At 45.0% G+C, this 12,732-nt stretch carries 13 protein-coding genes and 1 riboswitch; of the genes, 8 read left to right on the plus strand and 5 right to left on the minus strand.

From position 1 onward, the window contains the following. Window positions 1-139 precede the first annotated feature (139 nt). Window positions 140-1,066 (minus strand): peptidoglycan DD-metalloendopeptidase family protein, encoded by a 927-nt coding sequence (locus GYX26_RS09395; protein ID WP_174829025.1) that lies wholly within the window; start codon window positions 1,064-1,066, stop codon window positions 140-142. Window positions 1,067-1,225: 159 nt separating this feature from the next. Beyond that, window positions 1,226-2,095, minus strand: coding sequence for a 16S rRNA (cytidine(1402)-2'-O)-methyltransferase (gene rsmI / locus GYX26_RS09400; RefSeq protein ID WP_100090004.1), 870 nt, complete (start codon window positions 2,093-2,095; stop codon window positions 1,226-1,228). 260 nt (window positions 2,096-2,355) lie between these two features. Between rsmI and GYX26_RS09405 the strand changes: the two genes are divergently transcribed. From GYX26_RS09405 to GYX26_RS09415, 3 genes are all read left to right on the plus strand, one after another. Continuing rightward, the gene (locus GYX26_RS09405) at window positions 2,356-2,943 is read left to right on the plus strand and encodes an SIS domain-containing protein (protein WP_100090003.1); all 588 of its coding nucleotides are present in this window, start codon (window positions 2,356-2,358) and stop codon (window positions 2,941-2,943) included. A gap of 31 nt (window positions 2,944-2,974) precedes the next feature. Then, on the plus strand, window positions 2,975-3,601 hold the full coding sequence (locus GYX26_RS09410; protein ID WP_174829026.1) for a BON domain-containing protein: 627 nt from the start codon (window positions 2,975-2,977) through the stop codon (window positions 3,599-3,601). A gap of 141 nt (window positions 3,602-3,742) precedes the next feature. Continuing rightward, window positions 3,743-4,273, plus strand: a complete 531-nt coding sequence (locus tag GYX26_RS09415) for a hypothetical protein (protein WP_174829027.1) — start codon at window positions 3,743-3,745, stop codon at window positions 4,271-4,273. 288 nt (window positions 4,274-4,561) lie between these two features. Here the strand turns inward: GYX26_RS09415 and GYX26_RS09420 are convergent, their stop codons facing one another. Together GYX26_RS09420 and GYX26_RS09425 are read right to left on the minus strand one after the other, a co-directional pair. After that, a complete protein-coding gene (locus GYX26_RS09420) occupies window positions 4,562-4,777 on the minus strand; it encodes a hypothetical protein (RefSeq protein WP_174829028.1) in 216 nt (71 codons plus the stop codon). After that, window positions 4,777-5,343, minus strand: coding sequence for a C40 family peptidase (locus tag GYX26_RS09425; protein WP_100089999.1), 567 nt, complete (start codon window positions 5,341-5,343; stop codon window positions 4,777-4,779). The genes GYX26_RS09420 and GYX26_RS09425 overlap by 1 nt, the downstream gene beginning before the upstream one ends. A gap of 50 nt (window positions 5,344-5,393) precedes the next feature. Between GYX26_RS09425 and GYX26_RS09430 the strand changes: the two genes are divergently transcribed. The 5 genes from GYX26_RS09430 (at window position 5,394) to GYX26_RS09450 (ending at window position 10,524) form a co-directional block, all read left to right on the plus strand. Continuing rightward, complete coding sequence (locus tag GYX26_RS09430) at window positions 5,394-7,061, plus strand: AarF/ABC1/UbiB kinase family protein (protein WP_174829029.1); 1,668 nt, start codon at window positions 5,394-5,396, stop codon at window positions 7,059-7,061. Between the two features lie 116 nt (window positions 7,062-7,177). Beyond that, window positions 7,178-7,223: riboswitch (PreQ1 riboswitch) on the plus strand. A gap of 86 nt (window positions 7,224-7,309) precedes the next feature. Beyond that, window positions 7,310-7,738 carry a 6-carboxytetrahydropterin synthase QueD gene (gene queD, locus GYX26_RS09435; RefSeq protein ID WP_174829030.1) on the plus strand — a complete coding sequence of 143 codons (429 nt, stop codon included), beginning with the start codon at window positions 7,310-7,312 and terminating at the stop codon, window positions 7,736-7,738. Continuing rightward, on the plus strand, window positions 7,735-8,349 hold the full coding sequence (locus GYX26_RS09440; protein WP_174829031.1) for a 7-carboxy-7-deazaguanine synthase QueE: 615 nt from the start codon (window positions 7,735-7,737) through the stop codon (window positions 8,347-8,349). Before queD ends, GYX26_RS09440 begins: the two co-directional genes overlap by 4 nt. A gap of 212 nt (window positions 8,350-8,561) precedes the next feature. Next, window positions 8,562-9,254: a Bax inhibitor-1 family protein gene (locus tag GYX26_RS09445; protein WP_174829032.1), complete on the plus strand. Its 693-nt coding sequence runs from the start codon at window positions 8,562-8,564 to the stop codon at window positions 9,252-9,254. Window positions 9,255-9,417: 163 nt separating this feature from the next. Further along, window positions 9,418-10,524, plus strand: coding sequence for a class I SAM-dependent methyltransferase (locus tag GYX26_RS09450; protein ID WP_174829033.1), 1,107 nt, complete (start codon window positions 9,418-9,420; stop codon window positions 10,522-10,524). Window positions 10,525-11,007: 483 nt separating this feature from the next. Here the strand turns inward: GYX26_RS09450 and GYX26_RS09455 are convergent, their stop codons facing one another. Then, window positions 11,008-12,567 (minus strand): hypothetical protein, encoded by a 1,560-nt coding sequence (locus GYX26_RS09455; RefSeq protein ID WP_202984308.1) that lies wholly within the window; start codon window positions 12,565-12,567, stop codon window positions 11,008-11,010. Window positions 12,568-12,732: the final 165 nt, after the last annotated feature.

Consider the following 12,732-nt stretch of genomic DNA (forward strand, 5'->3'; position numbering starts at 1 on the left):
TGTTATAAAAATTACACCTATTTATTACGTCACTTCAACAAGATAAACAGGTTTACAATAAAACGACACCGGTCGCTGAATACAGTATTCAGTGACCGGTGCCTGTTACAACAAACAGAATTATTTAGCAACCAGATACTTACATTGGCAGGAAACGACTCGGGTCTTGTGGCTGGCCATTCTCGCGCAACTCAAAATGCAATTGAGTACGTTTGGCATCAGTATTACCCATAGTGGCAATCTGCTGGCCACGTTTTACCTGCTGGCCTTCTTTCACCAGAATACTCTGGTTATTACCGTAAGCCGTCAAATACGTTTGATTATGCTGCACAATAATCAGATTACCATAACCACGCAAACCATTACCGGCATATACCACCTTACCGGAGGCCGCAGCCACTACCGACTGGCCGGCACTGCCACCATAATCAATACCTTTACTACTGCCACCATAGCTTTGCAGAATGCTGCCAGCAGTTGGGCGCTGCCATTCAATGCCGTTCACACTGCGAACACCGCCTGCGCTAATGGTTTTACTGGTTGATACTGTAGTAGAGCTGGATGGCGTAGTTGTTGTAGTGGTGCTGGTAGTCGTGGTCACATTAGGCGTATTTACCGGAGTAGTCACAGTAGCTGTCGTGTTTCTGCTGCCTGCCGGTGCCACATAACCTGCCGGCTTTACCCGCAATACCTGTCCCAGCTTGATATTGTTATCAATTATATTGTTCCATGAACGCAGATTATCCTGAGTAATCTGATAACGTTTTGAAATATTAAATACCGTATCACCACGCTGTACTGTATGCGTAGCGGCATTAATATCTACCGGCGAATAATTGCCTACATAGCCAGTAGACGTACCAGCATTGGGTGTATAGGCCGGAGCGGTATTTGCCGGTGGAGTATAGGGAGCGGAACCATATGGATTATCGGCAGTGGTAGCAGCAGTACCGGCTTCGCTGCTGCCCGTTTCTGTCGGTGCTGCCGGTTGTTTGAAAAGAGTACAGGCACCTAATGCCAGCACCAGCAAACACCAGCCGGAACGAATCGCTTTTTTTTTCAACATCACGGTTTACCTTAAATCAATGCAATATTCAGGAAGAGCCAGCGCAACAGCGGCGGCAACAGCCAATTCAGACAATATCATAAACAATGCTCGGCATTGTGTAAAATAGCATCAAGCATAAGCTATTTTAACATATCTTAATAATTGTGTTTAATCTGGTCATTTTTTAGCTGCAATTGCCCAGTCATATAAAGCTTTCTTGTTTTCGCCACTAATCTGTGCTGCCAGCACAGCAGCCTGCTTGGTTGGCAGCTCCTGCGCCAGAATCTGCATCACACGAATAGCCTCAGACGATAAATCAGCATTCTTTTCTATTATTGCAGGATGTAGCACCAGTACCATTTCACCACGTTTCTGATTAGCATCCTCATGCAAAATTGTCTGAATCTGCGCCACTGTCCCACATAAATAGGTTTCATGGGTTTTACTGATTTCACGTGCCAGCATCAGACTGCGCTGAGGATACAATAATGCCATTTGTGCCAGCGTATCGGTAATCCGGTGCGGTGTTTCAAACATCACCACCGGATAGGACACCTCCTGCCAATCCTGTAGGCGCTGCTGCCGTTCACCACTTTTTGCCGGTAAAAAACCAGCAAAGTAAAAATCCGACTGTGTTACCCCAGCCACACTCAAAGCCGTCATCACTGCACTGGGCCCGGCCACCGGTAATACCTGATAACCTGCTTCGCGCACCCGTGTTACCAGCCGCGCACCGGGGTCACAAACAGCCGGCGTACCAGCATCAGAAACCTGTGCCACTACCTGTCCGGCAGCCAGAGCAGCAATGATACGCTCCGCCATACTTTGCTCATTCTGTTCACGCACACTAATCAGCCGTGCCGAAAGACCATAAGCTCGCAGTAATTGCTGAGTCACCCGCGTATCCTCCGCACAAATTAAATCAGCGCGAGACAGTATTGCAAGAGCACGAAAACTCAGATCAGCCAGATTACCTATCGGAGTAGCCACTACATAAAGGGTTTGCGGTACAATGCTGGCAACAGCTTTCTGATAATGGGCTTGCATTCATCAATCCGTAATCTGGTTCAATTTTAATATAAGGTTTCAAGCTGACAGCTTGGCAGCAGACAGCCTGAAGTTATTACTATACCACGATGTTACGGTGTTTCAGTATTAATGCATAACAGCTGTGCCCATACACAGACCAGATACTGCTTCAGTAGCCAAACCGCCTGAAACCCGGCATATTGCTCTGGCTCTGTGTAATATGGACCAGAACACAAAGCACATTGCCTGCATCCGCATCAATTAACACTTTAATTTATATGACAGAATCCATCTCCGTCCATCAACATTTTGCCGATAGCGCCCAGCTTCTGAACGAGTGCGCAGATTTACTGGCAGAACCAATTGCCGAAGTAGCCCAGGGAATCCTGATGGCCTTGATGAGTGATGGCAAACTGCTTATTGCCGGCAATGGCGCCTATGCATCTCTGGCCGATACACTGGCTGCCTACATGGTTACCCGCCTGCAACAGGAACGCATGGCACTGGCTGCATTATCCCTGTGCAATAATCCCTCCGTACTCAGCGCATTAACCAACAGCGAGCCCAACAACCTGTTTGCCAAGCAGATTCATGCACTGGGCAAACAGCATGATATGCTCTGTGTCCTGTCCGCAGATGGCCAGAGTATCAATCTGGTTAATGCAATTAAAACCGCACACGAACGCGATATGCGCGTACTGGCCATCACCGGCGGAAGCGGTGGGGAAGTGGCCAGTCTGTTACGCGATGACGACCTCTGGCTGAATGTACCTGGTGATCACCCCCTGCGCGTACTGGAAGCACATCAGGTAACCATTCACGCCCTGTGTGCACAGATTGACCAATTATTGCTGGGTGGTTTATAACCAGCAACAACACAATTTACAGGTGTATCTCATGAAAAAATACTTTTCTGCCCTAGCACTTGGGCTGTGTCTGACCACCACCCTAAGCGGATGCCCTGCTGTTTTAGTTGGCGGCGCCACTGTTGGTACGCTTTCCGCTATCGACCGGCGCACCACCGGCGCACAAACCGATGACAAAATAATGGAAGTACGCATTCTTGATGGTGCCATGTCCTATCTCAACAGTCAGGCACAGCAAAGCAAATTCCAGCCTACATTATCAGTTATCAGCTACAACCGGCAAATCCTGCTGCTTGGTCTGGTTGCCAATGAAAACGATAAAAATCTGGTGGAACGCGTAGCCCGCGCACAGCCGGCCGCGCAGAAAGTGTATAACTACATTGATATAGCCAATCAAAGCCGTAAATTGAATCATGTTACCGATGATACGTGGATTACTTCAAAAATCCGCTCCAACCTACTGAACACGAAAGGCGTATTTCCGAAACATGTCAAAGTGGTTACCTACAATGGCGTAACCTATGTAATGGGCATTTTGACACCAGCCGAGCAGCAGGCAGCTACAGCAGCCATCAGTACAACATCTGGTGTACAAAAAGTAGTTACCCTGTACCAGACCTTTGAAAACACCCCAAACAGCACACAAACAACCCCTTGATACCCCACAGTCTGCTGCGAAAAAATCATACACAGCAGACTGTAGCAGCAGCAAACAGCCAGCATCTGATTAGCGTAAACGAAAATTTGCGTATAATAGCCGTCTTATACAAGACTATATCCCCAAAAGGATGAGCAAATCATGAGCACTAAACCCACCGCACCCGAAACAAAAAACAAAAAAAGCGCGGTCAAAGCTGGTCTGAGTACCTTCAGTAAAATCCTGCTAAGCCTGTTTCTGATTCTGGCCATTGTTGTTGTCTGGTTTGTCTTCCACGCTTGGCGAGTTCTGAATACCACACCAGAAACCACCAGCTATGCTTCACAGACCAGCTTCGAAATACTGACACCAACCGGCGCACCGGGCGCAAGCAACAGCATCCAGTCACCAGTATTTATTCCCAATCCAGCCGTTACAGCCACTTCTGACAGCGAAGACATGAGCGCTGCTTCAGAACCAGCTACCAATGCAACATCTGGCAGAAACAGCACAAAACCCACAGCAGCACCAGATGGACAGGAAATACAGCCTTTGGTACCAACTAATGTAGCAGAAGCCACCGACAGAGACAGTAATCCAGACACATCCGCCGCCACAACACCAGCAGCAAAGCCAAAACCGAAACCGGCAACCAATGATGCTAACGGCAAACCATTAGATAATCTGTTTTAAAAAAATACTATCTACTGCAAACAACTACGCCCATCCAGAAAGATGGGCGTTATTATTTATGACATAAAATGCAGCAGTACAAATATCCATGACCGACTACCAGCCTTACCTGTGCAAGTCAGAGAATACAGACAACAAAAACCCGTTGTAATGTACAACCTAAATTGCACACCACAAGGGTTAAATAAAAAATCCTGCGCAGACGAAGTCTGCTGCAATATCCATATTGCAGCACGGTATCCGGTTTCGGCTCAGAAAACATCCAAACCCTTATCAACGCAATGCTTATTATTGATAAGGGTTTTCCAACGTTGCCATCAGCTCGGTCAGATAAGCACGCAGCTGCTTTTCCTGACACCCCATCAGCAACCCGTCTTCAAAGGCTTCCTGTGCCAGCTCGTAAATCTCCTGCATATTCTGCTGCATTACCTTAATTTTTTCAGTGCAAGAGACAACATTACCCGCATCATCCACCCATCTGGGCATCGGAGGTAAAGGCTTCATCAATGTTTCACCCTGCGTGCTGTCACAAAAGCACGGGACCAGTATCCCTGTTCAATACTGGTAATTTCAATATTCTTGCCCGTACGCGGTGCATGAATCATCCGGCCATTACCAATATACATACCCACATGTGAAATTCCACCGCCACCGGGACTGAAAAACACCAGATCGCCCGGCTGCAAACCAGCCCGGCCGACTGCCTCACCTACCGTAGCCATCTGACGAGAGCTGCGCGGCAACGTAACACCCATACTGCGCCGAAAAATATATTGCATAAAACCACTGCAATCCAGCCCGCTGGTCGGTGAATTTCCACCAAAATGATAAGCTACACCCAGCAAACCCATCGCATTCATAATCAGGTCACTGGCATCATCACCTGTACGCATGGCCGGCGTAGCTACAGTCCGGTCACGAATCAAACGTTCCAGTGCTGCATTATCCAAACCCTCATCAGGCGCCGCCATGACAGGCGTAATCAAAATGAAATTGGCACACAGGCATACCGCTGCCGCTTTCATCAATGTTTTTATCCACTTCATGCCAACATTATTCCATCTATTCATCAAACAATTCTGCTATCCTGTAAACAGCCATTGTTTGGGACATCTTCAATATGTTTTCACCCAATTCATCCCGCATCAGCGATTGGGCGCGTATGCGCGAAATTCTCACCATTCTGGCCAAACACGGCCTTGGCGAATTTCTTGTTCGTATTAAATTACCAATACGCTGGCACAAACATTCCGACCCATCTGGTCAATACCAGCGCTATCTGAGTACACCACGGCGAGCCCGGCTTGCCTTTGAAGAGCTTGGGCCCACATTCATCAAACTGGGGCAAATACTGGCTACCCGTGTAGATGTCTTCGGAGAAGAATGGACAGAAGAATTTGCCCATCTGCAAAACAACATAAATCCTCTCCCCATATCAGATATTAGAAACATCATTCAAGCTCAGCTCAACCAGCCACTAGACAACATCTTCAGCTACATAGAAGCACAACCTGTTGGCAGCGCATCCATAGCACAGGTTCACCGCGCCATACTTACCAGCGGCGAACAGGTTGCCATTAAAGTCAAACGGCCGGGCATAGAATCAACCGTTACAGCCGACCTGCATATTCTCAACCACATAGCACAACTGCTCGAGTCGGAAATACCCGAATCCAGACGCTACTATCCGGTACAAATGGTGCGATACTTTGCCCGCTCAATGGAAAAAGAAACCGATTTGTCTGCTGAACGTCGCAATATGCAACATTTTGCCCGCCTGTACAACCACCAGCAGCAAATCCATATACCCCAAACTTACGCGGCATATTCTAACCGTCAAATACTGGTACAAGAATATATTGACGATACTTTACTTAAAAATCTTGTCCTCACCAGCTGGAGCAAACAACAGCGACATAACCTCGCCGCCACACTGGTCGACATCATACTCGACATGATATTACAACATGGCCTGTTTCATGCCGACCCACATCCGGGAAACATTTTAGTACGAAATAATGGCCGCATCACCCTGATCGACTTCGGGCTGGTTGGCCAGCTTAGCCAGCAGCGTCATCAGGAAATCATCACCCTGATCCACGCCCTGCTCGAACGCGACCAGTTTGCCCTGCAATATGTCCTGTCCAACTGGGCACAGGGAGAAACCATCAACGAAGACCAGCTCGGTAGCGATGTACTGGAAATGCTGCTCAACTACGAACAGCTCAACAGCAGTGAACTGCGTATCAGCCAGATTATCAATGATATCACCCATATTATCCGGGAACACGGCCTTACCCTGCCAGCCGACCTCGTCATTCTGTTTAAATGCCTGATAACCCTCGATGGCGTTATCAAACAGATAGATGGCGACTTTGAACTGTTAAACCATGCCCAAACCACCATCCAAAAGGTACTGCGCCACCGTTTTAACACCCATACATTCTGGCGCCACAGCAAAATGCAGCTGCATCTGCTGGCTCAGCTAATAGATACCTTACCGCAAAACCTGTTACGCCTGAGTAAACGCATCCAGCACGGCCAAGTGCCTGTCAGCCTCAATATTCAGCATATAGACAAACTCAACAACCAGCTGGACAGAGTAGTTAATCGCCTGACCATGGGCATAGTTACAGCGGCACTTATCATTGGTTCTTCCATAGTCATGAACATCAACGCCGGCCCGAAAGTATTCGGCCTGCCGTTTTTCGGACTAATTGGCTATCTGCTGGCATTCAGCAACAGCCTGTGGGTAATCTGGTCAATCTGGCGTTCAGGACGACATTAAACCATACTCACAGACCAAACATGCCCCACTGTTAGAAACCAGCGGATTCTATTAAAATAACCGCTTAAGCAGAATAAATGCCATCAAACTGCACAATGCGTTATTAACAGTCAAATAACCACGTGGTTCGCAATCCATCCCACGTAAAAAAACTAGGAGCCTTACTACACATGTATCTACTGCATACAACAATATTTCCTCTACTACCCTGCAAATTTCTCTTTATCAGCCAGTAAAGCCGAGGAAATATGTTCAAAATCGCTAAAGAATTTCAATTCGATGCCTGCCACATGCTTGATGGCCATCAGGGCAAATGTCACAACCTGCACGGCCATACCTATCGCCTGATTGTTGAAATCAGCAGCCCGCTGCACTCACAAGGTTCCAGTAAAGAAATGGTCATGGATTTCGCCGACATCAAAACCATCATCAACCAGCACATCATCAGCCAGCTTGATCACGCCTATCTGTATGATGAAACCAATAGCAACGAATGCAAAATTGCCGCCCTGCTTAAACAAATGCAGCGTAAAGTATTTGCCTTCCCCTGCCGTACCACAGCCGAAGGCATGAGCCGCTTTATTTTCAATCAGCTAACACCTTACCTGCCTGTATCCAAAATCATACTGTGGGAAACACCCACCTCCTATTGCGAATACCAGAATACCAAGCCATGACCCAGTTTAACATCGTCGAAATCTTCGAATCCCTCCAGGGCGAAGGCTACAACACCGGCATGCCTGCCATTTTCATCCGTTTGGCCGCCTGCAACCTCAAATGCCCGTGGTGCGATACCGACTTCATGCGCTACCAAAGCATGTCCCTGCCACACATCCTCGATACCGTCCACCAGTATCAAAGCAAAAACATCATCATTACCGGCGGCGAACCCACCATCCATAAAAAACTGCCCATACTCTTACATGAGCTCAAACAGGAAAACTACTATCTCGCCATAGAAAGTAACGGCTTGGGCATCATCGACCCGCATATCGACTACATCGCCCTAAGCCCCAAATTTCACTACCGCCAGCACTACCCATTTCCGGCACAGAATCAGGCTGATGAAGTACGCATCGTCGTAGAAGACCACCCAGAATTCATTGAATTCTGCCTGAAAATCGAACAGCATATTCAGGCCAGACACTACTTCCTCTCCCCCTGCGAACAAAATAACCACTTCAACATGCTCACCACCCTACAGACACTTGGTAAACTCAACCAGCACCGGCACAGCAACAAATGGTTGCTCAGCCTGCAAACCCATAAACTGGCCAATATCGAATAACGCCCATAACCTATTACATATAGCATCTGCATTCAGAACCATTGAAAAAACACAAATCAGCCTGATATCATAATCAACACAACTTACACCAAAATTAAAATCAATACTTTTATCGTAACAATGCATCTACACTGTGCATTTATGCCAACAATTGTTACAATATAATCAACCTGAGAAATTATTTACCAACAAAATTATGGAGAATCCTTTTTATGCGGCCTCATAACAATTACGATTTCACCCAACTAGGGCAAGCAAGCGAAAGCCAACAGGCAGTTGTCTTGCGTAAAGCTTATGCCTTGCTTGGTATATCCTTCTTGCCTTGTGCTGCCGGCGCCTACGCTGGTGCTTCCGTAAACTTTTACTCCCTGTTCAGCAACTCATGGCTGTCGGTTATCGCCTTCCTTATCTTTGCTTATGGATTGAGTTTCGCCATTGAAAAAAACCGTTACAACAACGTAGGCATTGCCCTGCTGATGGTATTCACTTTCGGTATCGGATTTTTTGTCTCCCCGCTTTTACAATTCGCGCTAGCCTCTCCCATCGGAAGCCAGATTGTCGGCATGGCGGCCATGATGACAGCAGGTGTATTCCTTACCATGGCAGCCATTGCTCACCGTTCCAAATCTGATATGAATGGCATCGGTCAGTTCCTGTTCGTAGGTGCAGTTGTCTTAATCATCGGCATGATACTGAACATGTTCCTGCAAATACCTGCCCTGTCATTAACCATTTCAGCAGGTTTTGTTATCTTCAGCTCACTCATGATTATGTGGCAAATCCGCACCGTTATCGCCGGTGGTGAAGACAGCGCAACCAGCGCCGCATTAACCCTCTTCATCTCCCTGTACAACATCTTTACCAGCCTGGTACACATCCTGCTAGCCATTATGGATGACCGCTAACCAACTATAACAACCATAAAACTGCCTGAATTCGATGAAAATTCAGGCAGTTTTTTTGTTTAATCGCAAATATATCCGCAAAGCGCGCATAGCTACATCTTTCCTCCCACACCCCATTTAACACCTCATTCTCTTATAATAGCCTTTTACATAATAATCCAACATGAACGAAACCATTCACTGGACAGAACACGGCCAGAACGTACAGGCTATCTGGGGTGGTGACAGCCGCCATCCGGCGCCCAGCCACATACAGACAACCAGCCAAATCAGCGCTGAACAGGCGCTGCATCTTATGCGCCAGAACACAGCACTACTGTGGCGCGGTGATTACCATCAGGGCAAACAACTACTGGCCGCAATCAAAAAGCGCGTCCACAGCAAAGCCCGCACCCATACCGATTTTCACAAACACCGCCTGCAACAGGCACAGCACAGCCGCCTGTTTCAGCAGCTACTGGTAGAAATCCAGCCCAATTGCCTGCTCAAAAACAGCCGCGCGCCCAATGTTGCCGCCGCACTTAGCGATGTTTTCGGCAGCCCCAATCAGCACACCCTGCTCTTACCCCTGCACCTGCTACTGGGCTACATCGGCGCCCATGAATGGCACAAAACCGGCGTAGCCATTCCGGCGCTGAACGGGCAAAAAATCCATGTCCCATATGGCGTTTTTTCACCGGTACGCGGAGAATATCTCGAACTCGTTGCTCAGGCCAAACTACCAGCTCCCTGCCACACAGCATGGGACATCGGCACCGGTAGCGGCGTACTGGCAGCCATACTGGCACAGCGCGGCATACCTCACATCACAGCCACCGATAACAGCACCCGCGCTATCGCCTGCGCCCAAGCCAACATACAGCGCTTAGGATTAACCGAACAAATTCATATTCAACACACCAGCCTGTTCCCCGGCGGCAGCGCAGACCTCATCATCTGCAACCCGCCATGGCTACCCGCCAAACCAAGCAGCGATATCGAAACCGCACTGTACGACCCGGGACACCAAATGCTACAAACATTTCTTACCCACGCCAAAAATCACCTTACCCCGCACGGGCAAGTATGGCTAATCATGTCGGATATCGCCGAACATCTGGGTTTACGCCCAGCAAAAGCATTAGAGCAATGGATAAACACCGCCGGACTAAAACTTATTCACAAAACCGATATCCAGCCCCAGCACCCGAAAGCACGCCAGCATCACCATGCCCTCGCCAGTGCCCGTAACCGCGAAATCACCTCCCTGTGGCAGCTAGCAGCCAAATAAAAACAGCTATTTGCACCAGTATAGGCTCAAACGAAATATAAGAAGCACGGCAAACTATTGCGGCAATGCGGTCACGGAACGTTTTTTACACACTAAAACCCATATTATTCGTGGCCGCCATTACCCAACACAGCAGCAGAAAAACAAAGCACCATCTGAATATATTGAAATCTATTACTACCGAATTTTTGGTACGTCACCAATAGCTGGATAGCACCACAACCATATGAATCATCGTATTACCACCATAAACAATTTATAGAAGTGACAACCGTCTGATATTTTGGCGAGAACTAAATAAAATAATTAGTGCATCAACCTATAGCTACGGTAATAACCTCCGAAACCTAACCGAACCTAAATAAGCTTTCAGGCAAAAATTTTCTAGGTAGTCATGTATTTAAGTATAATAATTGTTTTTTATTGGGTTTGAGTTGTCAACATGTAACTATCCCTCTAAAAAGTTATATAAATTAGTGTAACCTAACTACATTTATAGTTACTAAGTTCGTCTTTATAAGGAATTACTGGAGAGTATAGTTGATGGAATGCTCGTCCAATAGCACCCGAGAATAAAATCATCTCAGGAGGCATATTTCCCGCTTGTAGTATATGTTCTTTTGATATTCCTGGATACGGGTCTATATAATATATTTTTGATATTCCTAGCTGATACGCTTTCTTGGCACAAAGCTCACACGGGCTTGCTGTGGTAAATAAAATACCGCCATGAACTCCCATGCCACCATATTTAGAAATTTGTAGAAAAGCATTTTCTTCAGCATGTAATGATCTTGTATGAACTTGATTTTTTTGATTTTTTTGTTTTTCTTGATTTTCTTGATTTTCTTGATTTTCTTGATTTTCTTGATTTTCTTGATTTTCTTGATTTTCTATAGAGTTAAACTCGTCTTTAAAGCAATAATTGAAATTAATATCTGCTGTTATATTTTGATACTTTTTAGTGTTTTCTTTAAAATGCTTTATAAACTCAGAATTATTTTTTTCATAAAAACTATAAGCTTCTGTATCATACCCATTTAACAAGTCATTACGATTTCTAAGATTACATGGAACTTGCCCATGAGGAGTATCATTCCAACCAATAGATTTTAATGAGTAATTTTCATCTGTAACGACTGCTCCAACTTGTCTGGAAATGCATCCTGAATTAAGCTTTGCTGTATAAGCTATTTGCATACATCTTTCTTGAAATGTCGGAGTAACTAATCCTGGCTTTTTAATCAATGTAATTATTCTAATAAGTTGATTTGCTAAGTTTTTAAATTTCCCAACTTCATCAGGAGCATCATTATTATTAATATAAATATCAGCCTTTTGTAAGCATGCTGGAATATTTTGAGAGATAAAACCATTAATTTTATTTAATGGAATATCAGTATATTCATTCTTGCTAATAGATTGAATTTCTTTGTCAGTCAAATTTAAATTAATTAATCTATTTTTTCTTTGTGCCTCCTCGCAAGTTATTGCAATTAAATAGAAAGCTGAGTATCTTTTTTGAAAAAAGAATGCTTCTAAAGGGTTTCTCAAAGCATCAATCACAATAAATGTTTTTTTATTTTCCGTTTTAGGCTTTTCCGTTTTAGGCCTTATCCTTTCAATAATCTCATTAATTTTTTTTGATACAGTGAAAAAACTACCTTTATTTTGTTTTTTTAAATATACATTACCAGATAAACGAATATTTCTTCCAAAAGCTTGATATAGTTTTATATAAATATCATTTCCAAGAATCTTTTTTATTTCATCATTTACCTCTTGAATTTTTTTAGTATAAAAATTTATCATATTTTCAGTACGTTTAGACTGGCTTTCAGTATCATCATCTGCTTTGTTATTTTCTTCCGGTTCTTCCGATATTTTTTCTAATTGTTGTTCCAGCTGTTGAATCAGTGATTTAATTTTAGGATTATCGATGTTGGCAAGAAAATTACCTCTTTGGAATATACTTTTGTTTTCAGAGATAAAATCATTTAAAAATTCTTTTCTAATATTATCTTTATAATGCAATGCCCACAATAATGTTATGACTGCACTAGCACTTATAATATGAAATTTGTAACTATCCCCTAAAATAGTACAGTCCCAAAGTAGAAAATTCTCTTCATTAACCCACAGAGGATTTAAACATGAAAAAGATGACTGAACATCAGATCGTATCTATTTTAAAAGAAGCTGAAGCCG

This window comes from Snodgrassella sp. ESL0253, assembly GCF_013344965.1.
GTDB lineage: Bacteria > Pseudomonadota > Gammaproteobacteria > Burkholderiales > Neisseriaceae > Snodgrassella > Snodgrassella alvi_B.

Bases quoted from the DNA above. Each gene is read 5' to 3' on its own strand.
- GYX26_RS09395 (WP_174829025.1), bottom strand. From the start codon at position 1,066: ATGTTGAAAAAAAAAGCGATTCGTTCCGGCTGGTGTTTGCTGGTGCTG.
- GYX26_RS09450 (WP_174829033.1), top strand. From the start codon at position 9,418: ATGAACGAAACCATTCACTGGACAGAACACGGCCAGAACGTACAGGCT.
- GYX26_RS09410 (WP_174829026.1), top strand. From the start codon at position 2,975: ATGAAAAAATACTTTTCTGCCCTAGCACTTGGGCTGTGTCTGACCACC.
- rsmI (WP_100090004.1), bottom strand. From the start codon at position 2,095: ATGCAAGCCCATTATCAGAAAGCTGTTGCCAGCATTGTACCGCAAACC.
- GYX26_RS09420 (WP_174829028.1), bottom strand. From the start codon at position 4,777: ATGAAGCCTTTACCTCCGATGCCCAGATGGGTGGATGATGCGGGTAAT.
- GYX26_RS09430 (WP_174829029.1), top strand. From the start codon at position 5,394: ATGTTTTCACCCAATTCATCCCGCATCAGCGATTGGGCGCGTATGCGC.
- GYX26_RS09445 (WP_174829032.1), top strand. From the start codon at position 8,562: ATGCGGCCTCATAACAATTACGATTTCACCCAACTAGGGCAAGCAAGC.
- GYX26_RS09415 (WP_174829027.1), top strand. From the start codon at position 3,743: ATGAGCACTAAACCCACCGCACCCGAAACAAAAAACAAAAAAAGCGCG.
- GYX26_RS09440 (WP_174829031.1), top strand. From the start codon at position 7,735: ATGACCCAGTTTAACATCGTCGAAATCTTCGAATCCCTCCAGGGCGAA.
- GYX26_RS09405 (WP_100090003.1), top strand. From the start codon at position 2,356: ATGACAGAATCCATCTCCGTCCATCAACATTTTGCCGATAGCGCCCAG.
- GYX26_RS09425 (WP_100089999.1), bottom strand. From the start codon at position 5,343: ATGAATAGATGGAATAATGTTGGCATGAAGTGGATAAAAACATTGATG.
- queD (WP_174829030.1), top strand. From the start codon at position 7,310: ATGTTCAAAATCGCTAAAGAATTTCAATTCGATGCCTGCCACATGCTT.